The organism is Chryseobacterium urinae, from assembly GCF_030518295.1.
In the GTDB taxonomy this organism is placed as follows: domain Bacteria; phylum Bacteroidota; class Bacteroidia; order Flavobacteriales; family Weeksellaceae; genus Chryseobacterium; species Chryseobacterium mucoviscidosis.
In genome coordinates, this window is the sequence record NZ_JAULSJ010000044.1 from 1 (window position 1) to 20,796 (window position 20,796).

Below are 20,796 nucleotides of genomic sequence, written 5' to 3' on the forward strand. Positions count from 1 at the left end.
TAATGTGTGCTTTTCTGAAAAACCTTTTCCAGAATTTTGTATACACATCATTTTTTATATTTCCGAAGTAATCTTAAAATTAAAAAGAACTTATGATCGTACTGAATTTCGATTGGAGCAACAAAGCTGCATTAAAAGAAAATCTTTTAAAATGGGCTTACGATGAAAATTTAATCCTTTTGGAAGATGATGAAGATGTTCTTTTTTTGATAACGAATGGATGGGAATAATTTTTCCGTATATGTTTGACGAAAAATGCATTAAGAGAGATTATATCATCTTTATTCTTAAAAACTATATCAGAGATAGTTTTTCGCGTAGAAGATCACTTGCAGAATTGGAAACCATTCAGGAGCTATTTATCGATGAAATGCAAGATTACTGTTCTGTAAATAATGACCAACTGATTAAAGATGCTATAGCCTATTTTTTACGTTGCAAGACCAGATTAGAGAAAAATAAAAAGATCTGATAAGATATTTTAAATATTCAACTTTGAAGATGATATTCTAAATATAACTTTCCTAAAATAAAATTATTGGCTGTTAAACTTACTGATTACTAAAGGTTTTTGTAGTCAATTCTGCATAGAATGTGATAAAATATGGCATTTTTTAAAAGGTTATAAATTAATTTTTTTCGTTTTTTATTAAATATTCAATTATAATTTTAATTTTTTCTATAATAAAATTTTATAAATTAAAGTATTCTTTTTAAATTGATTAAAATATAATGTTTTTCATTGTTTATTTGGTTTAAACTTGTATATTAGACATTAAATCACAAAGTTAAATGAAAATTATTCAATTAATCACAAGAAGTTGAATAATGTCATTAAAATTATTTCGAAAACCTAAAGTAGTTGCTGTTCTGCAATCTATTCCAAATACATTTTACTGAGCATTTAACTTGTTAGATTATAATAATAAGTATAAAACCTTAACACTATGAGGTTCATTTTTATTGTATGCACATTTTTAATGTCTCCTCTCTTTCTATCTCAGGTAGGGATAAATACAGCCAGTCCCGATCCTTCGGCAGCTCTGGATATTGTTGCTAAAACATCAGATAAAGGTTTACTTATTCCTCGTGTTCCTCTTCAAAACATTACAGATATTACTACAGTGCCTAATCCTGCAGTAAGCCTTCTTGTATACAATACGACTTCAAATGCAGGAATTACCAAAGGGTATTATTATTGGGACGGAAGCAAGTGGCTTAGATTTAACGACAGCTCAAAAATTTTTTACGGAAACGCAGATCCAACGATTCCTACTACGAATTCTACCGGAGATATATACGTTAATAATTCCACCGGAACTCTTTTTGTGTATAACGGCAGCAACTGGATTTCGCAAATGTCCGGAACCGAAATCCTTTCTGTAAAAATTATTGCTGCGGACGGTCAGACAGAATTCCCCACCCCATGGAGCATCAGTACTTCCAATACAAAAGTTTACAGAAATGGGGTAAACATAGATTTTCAGGTTCTTTCTTCATTTAATATAAAACTGGAGACCGGAGTATCCTGCTATGCCAACGATGAGATAAAAATTTACAAATTCTTATAAAAATTTTAAAATTAAATAACATGAAAAAGTATCTACAAACTTCCGCAATTTTAGTATTTCTTTTCGCAGCTTCCGGAGCTGTACAAGCACAACAAACAACTGGTGATGTAGCCCAGAACTCTGCTAATGGAGCGGCGCAGGCTCTTAACGGAACTATCAGGGTGATTGATAACAAAGGAACCATCAAATATCTGCAGGCTAAAAACGGGATTACAACCCTTACCAATACTACGAATAATGTAACAACAACAACGTGGCAACTGGGAGGAACCCTTACTGATGATACCAGTATAGATCTTAATGGGAAAAAATTTGGTCTTGCCAATGTACTTCAGAATACGAATACCAATCAGGCAGGATCTAATGTTCCGGCAACTTCTGCAACGCTGGGAACTTCGGGATATACGATTCTTGTAAGAGACGAAGCTACAGGAAATGTCTTAAAAATGCTTTCAACAGATCTTGTACAGAGCGGACATGAAAAATTTACTTCAACAGCAGGTCAGACATCTTACAGTTTAACAGGAGCTCCTGTGTTACCTACATATTCTCAGGTATGGGTCTACAGAAATGGTGCAAAATTAATTGCTAATGAAGATTATACTGTTTCGGGATCTGCAGTGACGCTTGTTCCGAATGGAAGTGCTCCTAATGATTGGTCTGTATTGGCAGGCGATATTATTGAGGTGCAGTACATGAAGTAAGATTGTTCCTAAAAACCAATCATTTATTTTCATATTATTGATAAACACGAGATGGGCAAATTATTCGATTTTCTTTTTTTAGTTTTATCTGTTTCGCTCTATTCACAAGTCAGGGTTATTGATAATAAAGGTACCCTTAAACAGGTTGATGAATCGAAATGGATTTTATCCGGGAATAATATTTATAATAAAAACTCCGGAAATGTAGGAATTGGTATATCCAGTCCCTCAGAAAAGCTTGAAGTAAATGGAATTGTAAAATCAGTGGGTGCTGTTTATAACAACTCGGCGCTTTTCAATAAAATTTTATATGCAAATGCTTCCGGTAATGTGAGTCCGCTATCTTTAGGAGCCGGACTTACATTCTCCGGAGGTATTCTTAATACAGTGAATAGTGGGACAGTTACAAGTGTAGGACTAAGTATGCCTTCTGCTTTCAGTGTTTCAAATTCTCCGATTACAAATTCGGGAACGATTACCGTCTCCGGCTCGGGAACCATTGCTCAATATATAAGAGGAAACGGCACTTTAGGGAATTTTTCTTTATCCGGTTTAAGCGATGTATCGCTTTCTGCTCTTACAACAGGACAGATTTTACAGTATAACGGTACTTCATGGATAAATATATCACCTAATTCTACGCTTACAAGAGGTAATTTAACGACAGCCACTACAGGATTATCTGTAACCGGAGGGACTAATGCCGTTTTGGGCAGTGGAACAGCGGTGGATTATAATTTAATAACAGGAATTGGAAATCTTGCTGCAGGAACTCAGGGAATTTCCGGAGGAACTGGTAATGCAAACACATACATTGGTGCAGACGGACAGAAACATTTGCTTCCTTCTGCCTATTCTTTACCAATTGCAAGTTCTACAACTCTTGGAGGAGTAAAGATTGGTTCAGGAATAAATATTGCTCCGGACGGAACCATTTCCACTTCCAATACGGGAACTGTAACCAATATTGCCACAGGAACAGGACTTACAGGAGGACCCATAACATCTACAGGAACTATATCTTTAAGCAATACGGCAGTCACTGCAGGAACTTATGGAACTGCATCTACAACAATTCCTACTTTCACAGTTAATGCACAGGGACAGTTAACAGCAGCCGGAACTTATCCAGCATCAGGAATATCCATTGCAGGCGATGTTACCGGAACTTTAGCAGCCTCCACGGTCGCGAAAATTCAGGGAAGAAATGTTGCGAATACAGCACCGACTAACGGACAGACACTAATTTACAATACCACTACAAGCCAGTGGGAACCCGGTAATGATACATTTCCTCAGTTGCTCGTAGATGCTTCAAGAACAACAACGTATACTCCTTCTGCTACCTATACAGTGATACCTTATAATAGTACCGCAGTAAATGTAGGAACTTCTTATAATACAACATCTGGAAGTTTTACGGCTCCGGGAACAGGAACCTACCAGATTATAGCAAATAACAATTTTAATGCAAATACAGCAGCAAATCATTCAATTACAACCAGAATTGTTGTAAATGGTACAACAGATACAGAATCATCCTGTTCGGCATCTCCATATGCAGGAAGCGGAGTTAACATTACAAGCTCTCCGTCAACAGTAGTGAACTTAACAGCCGGACAAACGGTTAATATACAAGTAGGCGGGGAAGTGGGGACTGTTACTGCTTTAACAGGCACAGGGCAGCACAGATTAAAAATTATCAGGTTAAATTAATTCGGATAATTAACCGCGTATACCTTAGATTTCAGTCAATTCATACGATATTTAACATAACTAAATTTAATAATTCTTGATTCAAAAGATTAACTGTTCACCGTATTTTTACGGTAAATTAACTCTGCATTTTTTTTATCCGATTTTAGGTCTGATATTTGTACTGAGTAGAAAAAAAATTATTGCCCACTTTTATTTATGAAAAACAGACTTGTGAAAAAATCACTTCTTTATGCATTCTTTATCAGCTTAATGATGATTTCCTGTAAAAAAGAAATTGAAAAAATCAGCGACAAAATCAATGACACCACTTCATCAATCAGTGAACCTGATCCTGAGACAGATTCTGTGGTTGTGAAAAAAGATTCCGTAGTTGAAAAAGAATCTTTACCTCCGGCAATGCAGGAAGATGGTTTTTATAATGCTTTTATTTTCCCTAAAGACAAAAAAATGAAAGATTCTTTATTCGGAGTCTTTAACAAAAAATATACAGAGAAAGAACGTTATGCTATTTTAGCTTTAAACAGACTGGATTCTAAAAATAAATGGAATGCCGATACTTTGGTGGTTCCTGCAAAAATTGATACTACATTGATGGAGTATTCTCCTTTCCCGATGCAGCTTGATGTGTTGAGTCCGGTAAAGAAATTCGTTATCTTTTCTTATCCTATTCAGGCTTACGGAGTGTATTCAAACGGAACTCTTGTGAAGTGGGGACCTACAAGTATGGGAAAGAAAACGGCAAAAACAAAGACAGGTCTTACTTTTGCCAACTGGAAAAAACAACTGGCAATTTCAACCGTAAGCAGCGAGTGGAAATTACCTTACAATTTTAATATTTTTAATCTTGACGGAATTGGATGGCATCAGTATGATCTTCCGGGTTATCCTGCATCGCATTCATGTCTAAGATTATTGATGAAAGATGCAAAATGGCTTTATGGTTATGCAGATACTTGGGTGCTGAATCCGGGAGGAGCTACTACAAAAGCAAAAGGAACTCCTGTAATGGTTTACGGAGATTACGGTTGGGGAAAAAGAAAACCTTGGAGAAAACTTCTGAGTGATCCGAATGCCAACAGCGTTTCTGTAGATGAAATGACCAAAATGATCGAACCAAACATTGAAAGAATACTGAAAGAACAGGACAACAGAGAAAAAGTGGTAGATTCTATAAAAGCGGCAAAAGCTGTATTGGAACAAATGCCGCAAACCACTAAAACCGTTGCTCCTTAATCCAGTTTTTCAAACTGCAGCGTAGATTCTTCTGCGAATTTTCTGAGTTTCAGCATTTCATCTTTTCCTTTATGTTGCCCGAAACGTGCTGCTGCATAGGTAAGTGCAATGCAGAATAACATAATAAAAGATGCGGTAAGTGCCCATGGAAATTCTTGACTTTTAATCTGTTTTTCCACATAATACATGGAAATAAAGACCATCCAGAGAATCGAAAACGCAAAATATAAAAACATAAAAAACGTCCAAACTGCGGAACTGGGTCCGAAAACGCCTCGTATCGCAGTTTTTTCGTCTTCAATTTCAATTCTTAAAGATAGTCTTGGCTTCCAGTAGGTTTCGTAATCTGTTTCTACACAGATGGTTGCTACCTCTTTATTAATGTTGCCTGAAAACTCACCTTTATGTTCTTTTAGATATTTTTTCAGATTTTCTGCGTATTCATCTTTTGTTAAATGAGTAAACATCTTAAATCGGGGTCTGGTTCTTATTTTGTCCAGCGTAGTTTCTTCGGTTTTCATATCATTCTTGTTCTTGGTAAGGTATAGGATCTTCGAGGGTGAAGCTTAAAGTCATCTGTTTATTTTTTCTTTCAATCAGCATATTGATGGTTTTTCCTTCATCGGATTTCATCATTTCCATGATTTTATTGAGTGTCATGCCCTCTGTTTTTTTGCCATTGATGCTTATTAAGCGATCGTCTTTCTGAAGTCCGGCTTTAGCTCCGGGAGAATCTTTACGCACTCCGGCGATGGAAAAAATAGGTTTTAAAACAAAATTATACTGAAGATTATTATTGATCACTTCAATTCCGTTGGAAGGACTTTCTTTGCTTTTAGCCGGAAGATTAACGACGTCTTTCGTCCATTCCATGCCGTCCTGCTTAAAATCCAGACCACTCATATTGAAATGAAAGGGATCATCGTAATTTCCGTTCTTTTTTAGATACATCTTCTGTTCAGAATAGTCGAATGCAACCGTAAAACGCCTCATGATATCTCCGCCAATGGAACCTTTTCTGTTTTCTACCATATTTACGTGCTGAATGGAGTATTCATCAGGCATTGCCGTTAATGGCTTTTCAAATTTAAAATCTCCGAGATACAGGTTGTGAATTCTGCTTCGTTTACCATACACATCACCGTTGAAGCCACGACCGAGATAATCATCAATATTCGGTCGGTTGTATACAAAGTCTTTTATCAAAGCAGGAAAAAGCCACATAGGATCACTATTCCCCAGATCAATCAGTAATTTTGAAGGCTTTCGTTCCCTTGTCATTTCCACATCGGCAATCACATAAGGTTTATTTTTTTCAATACTGATATCGATCTCTTTAAAATTTTTTATTTTTTTCTGAAATAAAGTTTTATCGTTGTAAATGGTAATTTTTTTAGACGAATAATCAATTAAAACAGGATGATCTTTGAAAAAATGATAGCCAATGATTCCGTTTACAGGAATTCCTACGTGTGAGGAAATATTAAAATCCTGATCTGTAATAATATAAACCGTCATTGAATAGTTTACGAAATTCTTTCCGATTTTTGCAATATTATTATCGGAACGAAATCCGTCGATACTTGCGCTTCCTCCTAAACCGGCAAATTTTATCTTCTCAATATTCTGGAGATTGATTTCTTTATTTTCAAGACTGAAAATAGAAGTTTCTGCGACTCCGGTATCAAGCAAAAAAGTAAGATTTACTCCATTAATATTTACGGGAATAAAAATTAAATTGGCAATAAGTTTAAAAGGGATCACCGTTTTTTTTACATTCTGAATTTCAAAAGAATTCTGAGCACTCATAAAAATGCAGAACAGTACAAACACAAAAAAACACCTCAGTTTCATTTACTGAATTTACTGAATTTATCTTTATCACCAATAAAAAAACATTCCCAAAATGAGAATGTTTGTATTTTGTTTAATAATTTAAAACGAATGTTTAGATTTCGATAATCTTATTTGGAAAAAAAGTCCATCAGATCCATATAATTTTTCTGATTCACTCCATGACCGCTCATGTATTCCCTGAATGTAAAATAACAGCTTAAATCATATAAAAGATCTGCTGCTTTTCTTCCCCATTCCAAAGGAATTACGGCATCATCCGTTCCATGAGAAATAAAGAAGCGAAGTCTTTCCAGCTTTTTCTTATCTCTTACAATATCGGTGAGTAACTTTTCTTCCGGGTAACTGCTTAAACACGCCACAAGATTGAACATTTCAGGATATTTCAGAGCCAGAGCATAACATAAAATTCCTCCCTGACTGAAACCGCAAAGGTGAGTTTTTCCTTCCGTAATTCCGTAACTGTTTATAATTTTAAGAATACTTTCCGTAACGCTGTTTAAAGATTCTGTAGCCTGCGGAACATCAATAAAGTTGTCAGGATTGTTAAAATCGATATCATACCATGAAAAGCCTTCAAACTGGGTGTTTCTTGGTGCTCTGAAGCTTACGATAATCCAGTCTTCAGGAAGAGTTTCTCTGAAGCTGAAAAGATCCTGTTCATTGCTTCCGTAGCCATGAAGCATGAAAAGAATCGTGGTGTCGGAACTGATATTTTCGGGTTCTCTTACAATATAATCTAAATTCATACGGCAAAGATAATTATTAATGATGTATTTATTCTTTAGCTCCATCAAAATAAGACCATTTAAAACAGATGGACAAACTGTCTTAAAATGCCTGATAAATTAAGACAATATCCAGCCAGAAACAGCGTTATAATTATTTATTGAATTGATATTATTTGCAATTCATTGTTGGAAATTTTTCATAAAAGTTATTTTTATATTGATAAAAAACCTATATTTGGAACATTAAAAATCTATTTGGAGAAATGAAGCAATTTTACAAATCAAAAAGTTTACTTAGACTTTCTTTTTTATTCGCTGTATTATTTTCAGCAATCTTAGTTGTTAATTCTTGTAAGAAAGATGACGATGATGAATTTACAGATCACATTATTCAGTTTGAAGCTAAAATAAATACAAAAGGTCCAAATCCACCTGCAAATCCACCTGTTACAGGAACTTTTTCAACTGTAGTTACACAAATCGGGACAGGGCAGAGTACTACTTTTAATCCTACAGGAACTACATGGTCCAGCGGAGAACAATTTGTAAGCTCAAGTCAGGCTCAGTTGAATTTAGCAGCAAATGCTGTTCTTCCTTATTCAGATTCTGAGCTAATCATCAATATCTATGTAGACGGAGAAGTTGCCAAAACTAAAAAGGTTGTAGGATCGGGTACACAAAGTGCCTCAATTTCTTACAGCTTCTTAGAACTATAAAAAATCATTCAAAATACCGAGACCATCTGAAAAGGTGGTCTTTTTTTATGATGTTACCTAAAAAATCTGGGGCGCAAAATTGAAAATTTTGCGCCCCAGATTTTATATTATTATTAATTTTTAAATCACTTTCACGATAAAATAGCTCTTCTTTCCTTTTTGTAAAAGTAAAAACTTACCGTCAATCAGATCACTTTCATTAGCTGTGTAAACATCATTAATTTTCTGTTTGTTTACCGAAATAGCATTTCCTTTCAGTTCTCTTGTTGCTTCACTTTTAGACTTTAGAAACCCTGATTTTTCAGATAAAAGATCTACAATATTTACACCTAAAACATCATTCTTTAATACTTCTTTTTGCGGAACTCCGTCAAATACTTCCAGAAAAGTTTCTTCATCAAGACTTACCAGATCTTCAGCGGTTGAACGTCCGAAAAGAATCTCAGATGCTTTCAATGCCTTCTCGTATTCATCTTTTCCGTGAACCCATGTTGTAACTTCCTCAGCTAATTTTTTCTGAAGTTTTCTTTCGTGAGGAGCCGTTTTATGATCTTTAATCAAAGCTTCAATTTCTTCTTTCCCTAAAAAAGTATAGAATTTAATGAATCTTTCCGCATCTTCATCCGTTGCATTCAGCCAGAACTGATAGAATTTATAAGGAGAAGTCTTCTTTTTATCCAGCCAGTAATTTTCTCCGCTTTCAGACTTTCCGAATTTCGAACCGTCTGCTTTTGTAATCAGAGGAACCGTTAACGCAAAAGCTTCACCCTGCGCTTTTCTGCGGATCAGTTCTGTTCCGGTCGTAATGTTTCCCCACTGGTCAGAACCTCCCATCTGAAGCTTAACGCCATTATTTTGATACAGATGTAAAAAATCGTACCCCTGAATCAACTGATACGTAAACTCAGTAAAGCTCATTCCGTCAACACCTGCTTCTCCGGAAAGTCTTTTCTTCACAGAATCTTTCGCCATCATATAGTTGACGGTAATATTTTTTCCTACGTTTTTCGCAAAATCAAGGAAAGAAATATTTTTCATCCAGTCGTAATTGTTCACCAGTTCCGCTTTATTCGGCTCGCTTCCCGAAAAATCCAGAAATCTGGAAAGCTGGTTTTTCAGACAGTCTACATAATGCAGCAAAGTATCTTCATCCAGCAGATTTCTTTCCGCAGATTTTCCCGAAGGATCACCAATCATTCCTGTTGCACCCCCTACCAAAGCGATCGGTTTATGACCATGCTGCTGAAAATGAGCCAGAATTTTTATCTGAATAAGACTTCCGATATGTAAAGAATCTGCGGTAGGATCAAAACCGATGTAAGCTGTTGTCATTTCCTTATCCAGTTGTTCGTCCGTTCCGGGCATCATGTCGGCAAAAAGCCCGCGCCATTTCAGTTCTTCAATAAAAGAGTTCATTATTTTCTGATTTAAAATTTTAATGTGCAAAGATAATCATTTCAGAGCAATAAGGCGAAGACAGAAAATTTCAATTCAGGATGAAAAAGATGTTGATTTTTTTAGGAGCTGTTTCCTGCTCTCCGCACTCGCCATTTTGATTGATATAGGTTTCGGCGGCTTTGCAGCCGAAACCTATATCAATCAAAATGAGCTCAGACAAATGCTGCGACCAGGGCTAAACCAGAGTCGGCAATACCATTTTTACCAAAAAATCATTTGATCTCCTGCGTTGTATTTTCAGCGAAAATCAGTTATATTTGTTACTAATGAACGACGAACAATTATTTCCTCTCATTCAGAAAGCGAAGGAAAAAGACCAGAAAGCGCAGACCAGGCTCATCAACATTTTTTGGGTTGATGTTTTTTCTTTTGTAATGAAAAAAGTTCACGACGAAAATGATGCCGACGAAATCACGGTAAATGTTTTTTCAAAAGTTTTATCAAAGCTGGATATGTTTGATCCACATTTTCAGTTTAAAACATGGATTCTCACCATCGCGCAGAATACCATCATCGATTTTTGGCGGAAAAAATCTAAAGAAAATCAGGATCCTACAGAAAATCTGGATGAGGTAAAAAACCAGTATGCCAAATCTCCTGAAGAATTGATGATTTCTGAAGAAGAACAGAAGAAAATCATCAAAACAATAGAATCTTTAGATGTCAATTATCAGGAAATCATCCGTTTAAGATTTTTCGAAGAAAAAAGCATCAAAGAAATTGCCGAAGAACTGGGCATTTCTGTCGCTAATACAAAAGTTAGGGTGATGCGTGCAAAAAAAGTCTTAGCAGAACTGTTGAAAAATAATGAGTTTGACGATCAATAATCACAAACTTTTAAAATCCCGATCTTAGAATTTAAAAGATATAATTTTCCTGAAATTTATCATATTCAGAATAAATTTTCAATAAATACTGAAAATCATATATGATTAAACGTTTACATTTTCTAAATTCGTATGAAAATTAAGAAATATGACTTTTGGAATTGAGGCAGCAAGCTATTATGTGCCTTCATTATATTTGGAAATTAAAGATTTAGCAGAAAAAAGAGGAATCGAACCTGCAAAACTCGAAAAAGGATTGGGATTGCATAAAATGGGCTTTCCCGATGTTCATGAAGATGCCGCAACTTTCGCAGCAGAAGCATTACTTAAACTCATAAAGGATTATAACATTAATCCGAAAGAAATATCAAGAATTTATTTAGGAACAGAAAGCGCTTTAGATGCCGCTAAACCAACCGCTTCTTATGCTATGCAGATGGTGGAAAAAGTTCTGGAAAAAGAATTCGGAGAACGGGTTTTCAGGAACTGTGATGTGGTAGACATGACTTTTGCATGTATTGGAGCAGTAGATGCGCTTCATAATTCTTTAGATTTTGTAAGAGCAAATCCTGATAAAAAAGCGGTCGTCATTGCAAGTGATTACGCAAAATACGAACTGGCTTCTTCCGGAGAATACACACAGGGGGGAGGAGCCGTTGCGGTTTTAATTTCTTCAAAACCTGATCTTATTGAAATCGAGAACAATTGGGGAATTGCCACAGAATCGGTCTTTGATTTTTTCAAGCCGCGTCGTCATTTCAAAAAAGAAGACTTAACGAATGCTCCCGAAAGTTTTCCTCAAAAAATAGAAATTTTCACGGATGAACCTGTCTTTGACGGACAATATTCCAATCAGTGTTACCAAGACAGAATTAGAGAGGCCTACGATCATTATAAAGAAATTACAGGACTTAATAAGTCTTACGAAAACTGGAAATATCTGATCTTTCATCTTCCATACGCCTTTCACGGAAAAAGAGTTTTCACAGAAATTTACAGTTTAGAAAACGGTTTGTCTTACGAAACTCCTGAAGAACAAAAAGCAGTGGCAAAATCAGAAGAATACCTTCAGTTTATTAATGATAAAATTGAAAAATCTCAACGTGCATCTTCGGAAATCGGAAATATGTACACTGCTTCCATTTTTATGGCTTTACTTTCTGCTTTACAGACTTCTTTTAACGAAAATGAAGAATTGGCAGAACAGGAAATCGGATTTTTAGGGTACGGAAGCGGATCAAAATCCAAAGTTTTTGCTGGAAAAGTTTCAGAAAACTGGAAAAAGGTGGTCAAAAAATGGAAATTATTTGAAAGTTTAAAAAACAGAACAGCAATTGATTTTGAGACTTATGAAAAACTTCACAGAAAACAATTACAAAATTCAGTTAACGAAAACTATAAAGGCTTTGGTTTAACATCAGTAGAACTGGAAAATCCTGTTTTAAAAGGCGCAAGATATTATGATTATCAGGGATAATTAGAAATCAATAATAATATTAAAAGCATCTCAATTCGAGGTGTTTTTTTTATTCAAGGAACAAAACTTTATCCTGATAACTTTTCGGCGTTACTCCCACTAATTGCTTAAATACTCTCGTAAAATAATTCGCATCCGAAAACCCTGTCTGATAAGCCGTTTCTTTAATACTGTTCTGGTTCGCCAAAAGTTCTTTTGCCCGATTGATTCTTTCCTGCAAAATAAACTCATTCGGAGAAGTTCCCAGTTCGTCTTTAAACATTTTAAAGAAATTGGATTTACTCACATATGCCATTTTTGCAATGCTGTCTATTGATAATTTCTGATGAAGATTTTTCTTAATATAATCTACCACAAAACCAATTCTGGATTTGTTTTTAACAATATTTTTCTCCACCATGCTTCTTGCTTGCGTCTGCATCAGGCGGATCAGAAGTTCCTTCAAAGCAAAATCTGCCATAATATCTTTCTGCGAATTGTCGTCCATCGCAATTCTCATGATATTATTCGTAGCTGAAGCCAGAGACTGATTATTAAACAGAAAATATTCATCCAGTTCAATATTCCAGCGCGAAGTTTCATCCACCTTTGGAAGATGATAGTTGAGGTGATTGAGAGAACTCTCTATGAATTCAGGATTCAGGCTAAGAGAAATACACTGGGTAGGCGTTTCATCCGATTCAGGAAAATCGATCACCATTGTTTCTCCCGGCGAAACCAGAACACTTTCTCCCGGAAAATAATCGAAATAGCCCGTTTTATGATCTATTTTCATGTGCTTTTTCCCGCGAAGCATTGCCGTGAATGCAATCGTTTCAAAATGCAGTTTTACATCGAAAGCAGCCTTATGCGTTTCATAGATACTGAATTCGCAATTGTTTAGATTGAATTTTGTCTGATTTTCAACCAAGTGCATAAGCTGGTTTTCCCTTTTCAATTCAGGAGTTTCTAATAAAATCTTGTTATTGTTCATTTCTAAACATTTTTAATAGCCTGTTTACTCAAATATAGAAAATAATCGGCTTACAATACTGTTAATGAAATAATAAAATTTTCTGTCTGTACGATTTTGAAGTTTTTTTGTACGATTGTGCTATCAGAATCATTGAAGGAAATGTAATTTGGCAATAGATAAAAATTAAAATTGTACGAATATGAGCACTACAACACAACAACAATCAGGCACACTATTGCAATGGCCTGAATTCAAAAAAAGATATGACAACTACATCAACGGGCAATTTACAGCTCCGGTCAACGGACAGTACTTCGATGTAGTTTCTCCCATTGACGGTAAAAATTTCACACAGGCAGCACATTCATCCAAAGAAGACCTTGAATTGGCGGTAAATGCAGCCGAAAAAGCATTCCAGACATGGAAAAACACTTCTTCCACAGAAAGAAGCATCATTTTAAACAAAATTGCCGACAGGATCGAGCAGAACTTAGAATACATCGCAACCGTTGAAACTATTGATAACGGAAAAGCGGTAAGAGAAACTTTGGCAGCAGATATTCCTTTGGCGATTGATCATTTCAGATATTTTGCGTCCGTTATCAGAGCGGAAGAAGGTTCTCACAACGAACTGGATAAAGATACCGTTTCATTAATCGTTCACGAACCGCTTGGAGTAATCGCACAGATCATTCCGTGGAACTTCCCGATCTTAATGGCAGTCTGGAAATTAGCTCCGGCTTTGGCAGCAGGAAACTGCGTCGTTTTAAAACCTGCAGAAAGTACTCCTATTTCCATCATGGTTCTTATGGAACTCATCGGCGATTTGCTTCCGGCAGGAGTGGTAAACATTGTGAACGGTTTCGGAGCAGAATTGGGAAGGGCTTTGGTAACCAATCCGAAAGTAGCAAAAGCAGCCTTTACAGGTTCTACAGCAACCGGTAGACTGGTTATGCAGTACGCAACAGAAAATATCATCCCGGTAACGTTAGAATTAGGAGGAAAGTCTCCAAACGTTTTCTTCAATTCGGTAATGGATGCAGACGACGAATTTTTAGATAAAGCCATCGAAGGAGCAGTTCTTTTTGCTTTGAATCAGGGTGAAATCTGTACCTGTCCTTCAAGATTACTGGTTCAGGAAGACATTGCAGATGCTTTCATCGCCAAAGTGATCGAAAGAGTAAAAGCCATCAAAGTCGGAAACCCTTTAGACAAAACCGTAATGATGGGAGCGCAGGCTTCACAGATCCAGAAAGATAAAATCCTTTCCTACATCAAATTAGGAAAAGAAGAAGGTGCAGAAGTGCTTGTTGGAGGCGATGTAAATCATGTCGGAGAAGGTCTGGAAAACGGATATTATATTCAGCCGACCATTTTCAAAGGAAACAACAGAATGAGAATCTTCCAGGAAGAAATTTTCGGACCTGTTCTGGCATTCACCACCTTCAAAGACGAAGAAGAAGCATTAAAAATCGCAAACGACACCATTTACGGTCTTGGAGCGGGAGTATGGACAAGAGATGCGCATCAGCTTTATAACATTCCGCGTCATATTGAAGCAGGAAGAGTTTGGGTAAACCAGTATCATGCATATCCTGCAGGAGCACCTTTCGGAGGATACAAACAGTCGGGAATCGGTCGCGAAAACCACAAAATGATGTTGGATCATTACCGTCAGACCAAAAATATGCTGATTTCCTACAACAAAAACAAACTAGGTTTCTTTTAATCTTAAATATTAGGGCGTGCCCGTTTTCCCCGTCTCGGCAACGGGGAAAAACGGTCGGGCTATTCAGGGCTCCACTTCGTTTCGGTGCTCCGTTTCACTCCGCACCGGCTCGTTCCTCGCCGCCCTTCCTATCCCTCACGCGAACAACCATTCGTCCTGATCCGGAATTTTCGGGTGAGTTGAGAAATTTAAATTAAAGATTTCAGGTTTCGGCGAAATGAAATTTCGCCGAAACTTTTAACTTTATGTAAGAAAGATAATAACGAAGGAAGAATCTAAACCTTATTTATAAAGATTTTTTACTTCACTTCTGAACTGTGTTCGTAGACCATTAATTCAATAAAAATAAAGAAAAATGCAAACAAAAATAGCAAGACTTTCAGCAACCGAAAAAGCTTTGGAAGTCATTTGGGAATTGGAAAAAAAATATGGTGACCTGATGTTTTATCAGGCAGGAGGATGCTGTGAAGGAACGCAGCCGCAGTGTTTTGAAAAAGGAGGATTTTATCCGAGAATGAATGACGCGATGATTGGTACGATTAACAATCATGAATTCTGGATCGATCGTGATCTCTTCGAATACTGGAAATATTCACATTTTACACTCGATGTTGTCGATGGTTTCGGACCGGGCGGATTCTCTTTAGAAACGCCTCTGGGAAAAACATTCAAAGTCATTTACAGACTTTTCACGCCGGAAGAACTGGAGAATTTAGAACAGGTGAAACGCAGTGAATAGTATTACTTTGTATTTTTAAAGATATTATTTTTCTGTGCGATAAAATTCAGTTCTCTTAAAAAGTCATATTTGTCTCTTTGGATGCTTCCTTTCAGGACGAAATACTGTACAATCGTCATAAGAAACGGCACAGCAAGAATAAAATAATTCTTTTCGTCTTTACTGGCTAGAAAAGCAATACATAGCGCAAAAACAATTGAGACAACCATGATCATAAAATGATAAAGAAAGGGTATAAATTCTATCGTAAGCAATGTTTTGTTGTTTTGTTCCAAAATACTTCCTTTTATGATACAGTGCATAATATTAAAGTCGAAAAAATGCCGTCTTCTTTTAATGGTAAAATTTTTCTGGTTCACCATTCCGCGGTATTCAAATCTTGTAGGAATTCCATAATCCGGAATTAAAGAAATAAAAGAGGGATTTGTTTTATAAGTAATCTTTCTCAGGCTTTCTATCAGCTCAGATTGCTTCATCTCAATGTCAAAATTCAGACTTTCATAAAGACCAATACTCTTGTAAAAAGAATTCATATAAGAATCAATACAATAAAATTATTTAGAAAATATTCGTGCAATTCGCGAAAAAACATTCGTGCAATTTGTGTTTAGATAAAAAAATCAAACTTTCACAAACCTACTCACAAACATAGAAGCTACCAATTGTCCGACCGCATTTAAAACCGTTGCCAAAGGATCAACCAGCGTTCCGATAATCATCACTGCCGGAATTGCTTCCTGTGGTAATTTGTAAACTGAAATCATCAGCATTTCTCCAATATATCCGCCGTTCGGAATTCCTCCCGCAACAATGCTTACAAAAACAGTAATTCCTAAAGCTAAAAGAAGATTCATGGGATCAAAAAAATCTCTTCCGATGATTAAAAATGCCACATAAATCTTAATGATCGACGACATGGAAGAACCGTTTTTATGTAAGGTTGTCCCAATCGGGATCACAATATTTGAAATCTGGCTCGGAATTCCGATTTTTGAAGCTGCGAGTAAATTGGCAGGCATCGTGGCGAAGCTGCTGCAGGTACTCAAAGCGGTTAAAGTGGGGAAAATAGCATTCGTCCAGAAACTTTTAACCCCGTTCTGTCCTTTTGCCATAAACGCATAGAGTGAAAAGAAGACCAGAAAATAGACCACTCCTGCAATATAATACAACCCTAAAGGTTTCGCATAAAATCCGAAAAGCTGAGGTCCCAAAGTCGCCACCTGATACGCAAAATAAGCGCCCAAACCAATCGGGGCAACTTTCATAATCAACAGAAGCAGTTCCTTCATCACTTCATAACCCGAAGCGATAAATGAGCGGAAAGCCTGTCCTTTTTCTCCCGCTTTTCTGGCGGAAAATCCCGTCATGAAAGCAAAAATTAAAAGAGCCAGCATATTTTGTCTTGAAAAAAGCTGCGTAAATTCTCCTACCGTAAAAAATCCTACGATTCTGTTTCCCCAACTGTCATTGCTCGTGGCTTCCTCCACGATTTCCGAGCTTCCTGAAACTCCGGAAACCGGAAAAAGATAAACGGCGCAAATCGTAAAAATTGCGGCGGTTAAAATAAAAAACAGAAAGGTAAAAGCCATGGTAACCATTATCTTTCCGAACTTAGACTGCTGCTCTAACGAAGCAATAGAATTGGAAACGGCAAAGAAAACCAGCGGAACTACACTTACAAACAGCAGGTTCAGGAAGATATCTCCCAAAGGTTTTATATAATCCACAATATCGGGAGCCGCAATTCCGATGATGCTTCCGACAGAGATTCCCAACAGTAAAAGTAAAATTCCGGAGTAGTTTTTCAACACTTCTTTCATGCGTTGCTTTTTAACCAAAGATAGCTTAATTTTTAACATTCCGTTATATAAAATTCAGCCATAAAATCCTTAAATTTGAGTAAACATCGTTTCTATGGCTTATATAGATTACTATAAAATTTTAGGCGTAGACAAGAACGCAACGCAGGAAGATATCAAAAAGGCATATCGTAAACTCGCAAGAAAATTACATCCCGATCTTAATCCTGATGACAAGGAAGCCGAAAGACAATTCAAAGAGCTGAATGAAGCCAATGAAGTTCTGAGCAATCCCGAAAACCGTGCAAAGTACGATAAATACGGAGAACACTGGAAGCATGGCGAAGAATATGAAAAAGCCCAGCAACAGCAGCAAAGACAGTATCAAAATCAGGGAGGAAACTTCGGAGGAGGATTTTCGGAAGCGGATTTCGGCGACGGGGAAGATTTTTCAGATTTTTTCCAGAGTATGTTTGGCGGAGCAGGAGGAGGTTTCGGAAGGAATTCAAGGGGAAGTGCGTCGGGAAAATTTAAAGGACAGGATATTCAGGCAGAATTAACTTTAACCTTGAAAGATGCTGCAACAACACATCCTCAGACTTTTGATATCAATGGCAAAAAAGTAAGAATTACCATTCCGGCAGGAGTGTATGACGGTCAGCAGATTAAATTAAAAGGTCACGGAAATCCCGGTTTCAATGGCGGACCGAATGGAGATTTATACATTACTTTCAATATTACTCCTGATCCGAATTTTGAAAGAGCCGGCAATGATCTGAAATCTAAAGTTTCGATTGATCTTTACACTGCAGTTTTAGGCGGTGACGTAAAAGTAAATACTCTCGACGGAAGTGTAAATCTGAAAGTAAAACCTGAAACACAGAACGGAACAACGGTGAGACTGAAAGGAAAAGGTTTTCCGGTGTACAAGAAGGAGGGAGAATTTGGTGATCTTTTCGTGACGTATGAAGTGAAATTACCGACAAATTTAACTGAAAAGCAGAAAGAACTTTTTGAACAACTTAAAAATTCCTAAGCCATGAGTGAAAGAATATCGAGGGAAGAACTCGTAAAAATATACAATGTAGAAATTACTTTTTTTGATGAACTGGTGAATTCCGGATTGCTCAATATTCATACAGAAAACGAAATCCGTTATGTGATGTATGAAGATTTGCCCACGTTTGAGAGGTTTACCAACTGGCATTATGATCTGGAAATCAATCTTCCGGGTTTGGAAGTGATCCATGAAATGCTGAAAAAAATGGATGATCTGAGACAGAGGAACCGTGAACTGATGAATAAACTTTCGGCAATCGATGGTAATTTTGTTGATAGTTGATAGTTGATAGTTGAAGGATCATGATTGATGATTGGAGTTGTGAAAAAACAATAGATCAATGAAGAGATCATCATTTAATTAAATTTTTCATTTAGCTTTGCATCAGAAATTACTGTTTATGAATGAAGAGAAAAGTATTGTTTTAAAGCCTAAAAGAAAAGACTTCGAAGAAATATATTTCAGCGGAAATCAGGGAAGTTTGTTTTTTTCATCGACTACCAGAGGAAAAACGATTACAACGATTGTGATTGCTGTTATTTTACTGATCGTTTTTGTTTTCAGAAATGATTTTACTAAAGAAAAAGCGGGAATTTTATATTTTGTAAGTTTTTTGTTTTTGCTGTGTGCGGTTTTTCTTTCTGTGAGCATCAACAAAGTTTCGAGATGGAAAAAGCAGGTGAATAATTACTTAAATAAGCTTGAAAGCTGCAAAATCTACGAAATCCGGTTTGATGAAAATTTCTTTACCGTAAATATCGATGGCGAAAAAGAAACCAGCGAATGGAAAGATTTCACTTATTTTGACAGCAATAATGAATTCATTACCGTTGAAGGAAAATACAGCTATATGTTTCCCAGAAAATCAATGAGCGAAAAGGAATACAGCTTTCTGAAGCAGGTTTTAAAGAAAAATATTTCAGAATAAAACAACAAAAAACTCAGAGTGCTTTGCTCTGAGTTTTATTTTATCATGAAAAGCTGATTAATCCAGCCAGCCCATTTCCTTCATCCAGTCGTCGTTGTAAATTTTTCCGACGTATCTTGAACCATGATCGTGAAGAAGAACCACAATCACATCGTCTTTCGTAAACTGATCTTTCATCTGTACCAAAGCAGAAATTGCACTTCCCGCAGAATATCCGCAGAAAATCCCCTCTTCTTTAGCCAGTTTTCTTGCATACACCGCTCCGTCCTTATCCGTTACTTTTTCAAAATGATCGATTACCAACATATCGTAGTTTTCAGGAAGAATATCTTCACCAATTCCCTCTGTAATGTAGGTATAAGCATTTCCTAAGTTGATTTCTCCCGTTTCGTGAATCTCTTTTAAAATCGAGCCGTACGTATCTACTCCGATTACCTTAATGTCAGAATTTTTCTCCTTAAAAAATGTTCCGCAGCCTGTAATCGTACCTCCAGTTCCGGCTCCGACAACGAAGTGCGTTAGTTTTCCTTCTGTCTGTTCCCAGATTTCAGGCGCCGTAGACTCGTAATGAGCAGCTCTGTTGGATAAATTGTCGTATTGGTTTACGTACCATCCGTTTTCCGTTTCTTTAGCCAGTCTTTTGGAAACAGAATAGTAAGAACGCGGATCGGTAGGTTTTACATCTGTCGGACAGACGATAACTTCTGCTCCTACAGCACGAAGAATATCACATTTTTCTTTAGACTGTTTAGAGTTGGTTACAAAAATACATTTGTATCCTTTGATGATCGCGGCAAGAGCCAGTCCCATTCCTGTATTTCCGGATGTTCCTTCGATAATCGTTCCTCCGGGTTTTAATCTTCCATCTTTTTCAGCATCTTCAATCATTTTCAGAGCCATTCTGTCTTTCACAGAGTTCCCCGGATTGAAAGTTTCCACCTTTGCCAAAACCAGTGCCGGAAAATCTTCACCCAAAACTTTATTAAGTTTTACAAGAGGCGTATTTCCGATGGTTTCGAGGATGTTGTTTGCGTATTTCATAAATGTCTTTTAAAGCGTTGCAAAGATACGGCTTTCAGATAATTAATAATTAAAAATGAATAATTAATACTGTTTTCTCAATTTCAACCCTTCAAAACCAACCTTTCCAATCCAAACCCAAACTCTAAAAAATCTCAAAACCCTCACTCTATTTACCTTCTTACGCTCACCCTCTCCAAATCTCACTCTCTCCAACTCTCATACTCTCCAACTCAATAAGGAGCTTATTCCCGCTATCCACTGTATCTTTTTTGT

Annotated in this window: 21 protein-coding genes; 13 read left to right on the forward strand and 8 right to left on the reverse strand. The window is 36.6% G+C overall.

The genetic code is table 11. The features are described from left to right. Window positions 1–92: 92 nt before the first annotated feature. The 5 genes from QWT87_RS19125 (at window position 93) to QWT87_RS19145 (ending at window position 5,227) form a co-directional block, all read left to right on the forward strand. Complete coding sequence (locus QWT87_RS19125; protein ID WP_302718118.1) at window positions 93–230, forward strand: hypothetical protein; 138 nt, start codon at window positions 93–95, stop codon at window positions 228–230. A gap of 750 nt (window positions 231–980) precedes the next feature. Further along, a complete protein-coding gene (locus QWT87_RS19130) occupies window positions 981–1,571 on the forward strand; it encodes a hypothetical protein (RefSeq protein WP_302718120.1) in 591 nt (196 codons plus the stop codon). A 20-nt stretch (window positions 1,572–1,591) separates the two neighbouring features. Beyond that, window positions 1,592–2,275, forward strand: coding sequence for a hypothetical protein (locus QWT87_RS19135; protein ID WP_116097779.1), 684 nt, complete (start codon window positions 1,592–1,594; stop codon window positions 2,273–2,275). A gap of 51 nt (window positions 2,276–2,326) precedes the next feature. Beyond that, entirely contained in the window at window positions 2,327–3,991 is a 1,665-nt protein-coding gene (locus tag QWT87_RS19140; RefSeq protein ID WP_302718123.1) for a beta strand repeat-containing protein, read from the forward strand. A 213-nt stretch (window positions 3,992–4,204) separates the two neighbouring features. Beyond that, the gene (locus QWT87_RS19145) at window positions 4,205–5,227 is read left to right on the forward strand and encodes a L,D-transpeptidase (protein WP_302718124.1); all 1,023 of its coding nucleotides are present in this window, start codon (window positions 4,205–4,207) and stop codon (window positions 5,225–5,227) included. Here QWT87_RS19145 and QWT87_RS19150 read toward each other — a convergent pair. From QWT87_RS19150 to QWT87_RS19160, 3 genes are all read right to left on the reverse strand, one after another. Beyond that, on the reverse strand, window positions 5,224–5,748 hold the full coding sequence (locus QWT87_RS19150; RefSeq protein WP_116097785.1) for a hypothetical protein: 525 nt from the start codon (window positions 5,746–5,748) through the stop codon (window positions 5,224–5,226). The genes QWT87_RS19145 and QWT87_RS19150 overlap by 4 nt on opposite strands. 1 nt (window position 5,749) lies before the next feature. Continuing rightward, window positions 5,750–7,036, reverse strand: coding sequence for a PDZ domain-containing protein (locus QWT87_RS19155; protein ID WP_302718125.1), 1,287 nt, complete (start codon window positions 7,034–7,036; stop codon window positions 5,750–5,752). A 155-nt stretch (window positions 7,037–7,191) separates the two neighbouring features. Then, the gene (locus QWT87_RS19160; RefSeq protein WP_302718146.1) at window positions 7,192–7,830 is read right to left on the reverse strand and encodes an alpha/beta hydrolase; all 639 of its coding nucleotides are present in this window, start codon (window positions 7,828–7,830) and stop codon (window positions 7,192–7,194) included. Window positions 7,831–8,075: 245 nt separating this feature from the next. On the opposite strand from QWT87_RS19160, the gene QWT87_RS19165 reads away from it, so the two are divergent. Next, complete coding sequence (locus QWT87_RS19165; protein WP_076392232.1) at window positions 8,076–8,528, forward strand: hypothetical protein; 453 nt, start codon at window positions 8,076–8,078, stop codon at window positions 8,526–8,528. 120 nt (window positions 8,529–8,648) lie between these two features. Here the strand turns inward: QWT87_RS19165 and tyrS are convergent, their stop codons facing one another. Further along, entirely contained in the window at window positions 8,649–9,944 is a 1,296-nt protein-coding gene (tyrS, locus tag QWT87_RS19170) for a tyrosine--tRNA ligase (protein WP_302718126.1), read from the reverse strand. 308 nt (window positions 9,945–10,252) lie between these two features. Between tyrS and QWT87_RS19175 the strand changes: the two genes are divergently transcribed. Both QWT87_RS19175 and QWT87_RS19180 read left to right on the forward strand, forming a co-directional pair. Further along, on the forward strand, window positions 10,253–10,813 hold the full coding sequence (locus QWT87_RS19175; RefSeq protein ID WP_302718127.1) for an RNA polymerase sigma factor: 561 nt from the start codon (window positions 10,253–10,255) through the stop codon (window positions 10,811–10,813). A 148-nt stretch (window positions 10,814–10,961) separates the two neighbouring features. Continuing rightward, window positions 10,962–12,290 (forward strand): hydroxymethylglutaryl-CoA synthase family protein, encoded by a 1,329-nt coding sequence (locus QWT87_RS19180; protein ID WP_302718128.1) that lies wholly within the window; start codon window positions 10,962–10,964, stop codon window positions 12,288–12,290. Window positions 12,291–12,339: 49 nt separating this feature from the next. Here QWT87_RS19180 and QWT87_RS19185 read toward each other — a convergent pair whose 3' ends face one another. Then, window positions 12,340–13,263: an AraC family transcriptional regulator gene (locus QWT87_RS19185; protein ID WP_302718129.1), complete on the reverse strand. Its 924-nt coding sequence runs from the start codon at window positions 13,261–13,263 to the stop codon at window positions 12,340–12,342. A 181-nt stretch (window positions 13,264–13,444) separates the two neighbouring features. Between QWT87_RS19185 and QWT87_RS19190 the strand changes: the two genes are divergently transcribed. Next, window positions 13,445–14,974, forward strand: a complete 1,530-nt coding sequence (locus QWT87_RS19190; protein WP_288460757.1) for an aldehyde dehydrogenase family protein — start codon at window positions 13,445–13,447, stop codon at window positions 14,972–14,974. Window positions 14,975–15,329: 355 nt separating this feature from the next. Beyond that, the gene (locus QWT87_RS19195) at window positions 15,330–15,713 is read left to right on the forward strand and encodes a DUF779 domain-containing protein (protein ID WP_273078319.1); all 384 of its coding nucleotides are present in this window, start codon (window positions 15,330–15,332) and stop codon (window positions 15,711–15,713) included. Window positions 15,714–15,715: 2 nt separating this feature from the next. Here QWT87_RS19195 and QWT87_RS19200 read toward each other — a convergent pair whose 3' ends face one another. Further along, window positions 15,716–16,246: a hypothetical protein gene (locus QWT87_RS19200; RefSeq protein ID WP_116097803.1), complete on the reverse strand. Its 531-nt coding sequence runs from the start codon at window positions 16,244–16,246 to the stop codon at window positions 15,716–15,718. An 87-nt stretch (window positions 16,247–16,333) separates the two neighbouring features. Beyond that, a complete protein-coding gene (locus QWT87_RS19205) occupies window positions 16,334–17,533 on the reverse strand; it encodes a dicarboxylate/amino acid:cation symporter (RefSeq protein ID WP_302718132.1) in 1,200 nt (399 codons plus the stop codon). A 94-nt stretch (window positions 17,534–17,627) separates the two neighbouring features. Between QWT87_RS19205 and QWT87_RS19210 the strand changes: the two genes are divergently transcribed. The 3 genes from QWT87_RS19210 (at window position 17,628) to QWT87_RS19220 (ending at window position 19,500) form a co-directional block, all read left to right on the forward strand. After that, on the forward strand, window positions 17,628–18,548 hold the full coding sequence (locus QWT87_RS19210; RefSeq protein WP_288460751.1) for a J domain-containing protein: 921 nt from the start codon (window positions 17,628–17,630) through the stop codon (window positions 18,546–18,548). Window positions 18,549–18,551: 3 nt separating this feature from the next. Continuing rightward, window positions 18,552–18,854, forward strand: coding sequence for a chaperone modulator CbpM (locus tag QWT87_RS19215; protein WP_273139744.1), 303 nt, complete (start codon window positions 18,552–18,554; stop codon window positions 18,852–18,854). 118 nt (window positions 18,855–18,972) lie between these two features. After that, entirely contained in the window at window positions 18,973–19,500 is a 528-nt protein-coding gene (locus QWT87_RS19220) for a hypothetical protein (protein WP_302718136.1), read from the forward strand. A gap of 57 nt (window positions 19,501–19,557) precedes the next feature. Here the strand turns inward: QWT87_RS19220 and QWT87_RS19225 are convergent, their stop codons facing one another. Beyond that, complete coding sequence (locus QWT87_RS19225; protein ID WP_302718137.1) at window positions 19,558–20,541, reverse strand: PLP-dependent cysteine synthase family protein; 984 nt, start codon at window positions 20,539–20,541, stop codon at window positions 19,558–19,560. Between the last annotated feature and the right edge of the window lie 255 nt (window positions 20,542–20,796).

What these genes read in the sequence shown, in the direction of transcription:
- QWT87_RS19125 (WP_302718118.1), top strand. Translation starts at nt 93, where the DNA reads ATGATCGTACTGAATTTCGATTGGAGCAACAAAGCTGCATTAAAAGAA.
- QWT87_RS19130 (WP_302718120.1), top strand. Translation starts at nt 981, where the DNA reads ATGTCTCCTCTCTTTCTATCTCAGGTAGGGATAAATACAGCCAGTCCC.
- QWT87_RS19135 (WP_116097779.1), top strand. Translation starts at nt 1,592, where the DNA reads ATGAAAAAGTATCTACAAACTTCCGCAATTTTAGTATTTCTTTTCGCA.
- QWT87_RS19140 (WP_302718123.1), top strand. Translation starts at nt 2,327, where the DNA reads ATGGGCAAATTATTCGATTTTCTTTTTTTAGTTTTATCTGTTTCGCTC.
- QWT87_RS19150 (WP_116097785.1), bottom strand. Translation starts at nt 5,748, where the DNA reads ATGAAAACCGAAGAAACTACGCTGGACAAAATAAGAACCAGACCCCGA.
- QWT87_RS19155 (WP_302718125.1), bottom strand. Translation starts at nt 7,036, where the DNA reads ATGAGTGCTCAGAATTCTTTTGAAATTCAGAATGTAAAAAAAACGGTG.
- QWT87_RS19160 (WP_302718146.1), bottom strand. Translation starts at nt 7,830, where the DNA reads ATGAATTTAGATTATATTGTAAGAGAACCCGAAAATATCAGTTCCGAC.
- QWT87_RS19165 (WP_076392232.1), top strand. Translation starts at nt 8,076, where the DNA reads ATGAAGCAATTTTACAAATCAAAAAGTTTACTTAGACTTTCTTTTTTA.
- tyrS (WP_302718126.1), bottom strand. Translation starts at nt 9,944, where the DNA reads ATGAACTCTTTTATTGAAGAACTGAAATGGCGCGGGCTTTTTGCCGAC.
- QWT87_RS19175 (WP_302718127.1), top strand. Translation starts at nt 10,253, where the DNA reads ATGAACGACGAACAATTATTTCCTCTCATTCAGAAAGCGAAGGAAAAA.
- QWT87_RS19180 (WP_302718128.1), top strand. Translation starts at nt 10,962, where the DNA reads ATGACTTTTGGAATTGAGGCAGCAAGCTATTATGTGCCTTCATTATAT.
- QWT87_RS19185 (WP_302718129.1), bottom strand. Translation starts at nt 13,263, where the DNA reads ATGAACAATAACAAGATTTTATTAGAAACTCCTGAATTGAAAAGGGAA.
- QWT87_RS19190 (WP_288460757.1), top strand. Translation starts at nt 13,445, where the DNA reads ATGAGCACTACAACACAACAACAATCAGGCACACTATTGCAATGGCCT.
- QWT87_RS19195 (WP_273078319.1), top strand. Translation starts at nt 15,330, where the DNA reads ATGCAAACAAAAATAGCAAGACTTTCAGCAACCGAAAAAGCTTTGGAA.
- QWT87_RS19200 (WP_116097803.1), bottom strand. Translation starts at nt 16,246, where the DNA reads ATGAATTCTTTTTACAAGAGTATTGGTCTTTATGAAAGTCTGAATTTT.
- QWT87_RS19205 (WP_302718132.1), bottom strand. Translation starts at nt 17,533, where the DNA reads ATGAAAGAAGTGTTGAAAAACTACTCCGGAATTTTACTTTTACTGTTG.
- QWT87_RS19210 (WP_288460751.1), top strand. Translation starts at nt 17,628, where the DNA reads ATGGCTTATATAGATTACTATAAAATTTTAGGCGTAGACAAGAACGCA.
- QWT87_RS19215 (WP_273139744.1), top strand. Translation starts at nt 18,552, where the DNA reads ATGAGTGAAAGAATATCGAGGGAAGAACTCGTAAAAATATACAATGTA.
- QWT87_RS19220 (WP_302718136.1), top strand. Translation starts at nt 18,973, where the DNA reads ATGAATGAAGAGAAAAGTATTGTTTTAAAGCCTAAAAGAAAAGACTTC.
- QWT87_RS19225 (WP_302718137.1), bottom strand. Translation starts at nt 20,541, where the DNA reads ATGAAATACGCAAACAACATCCTCGAAACCATCGGAAATACGCCTCTT.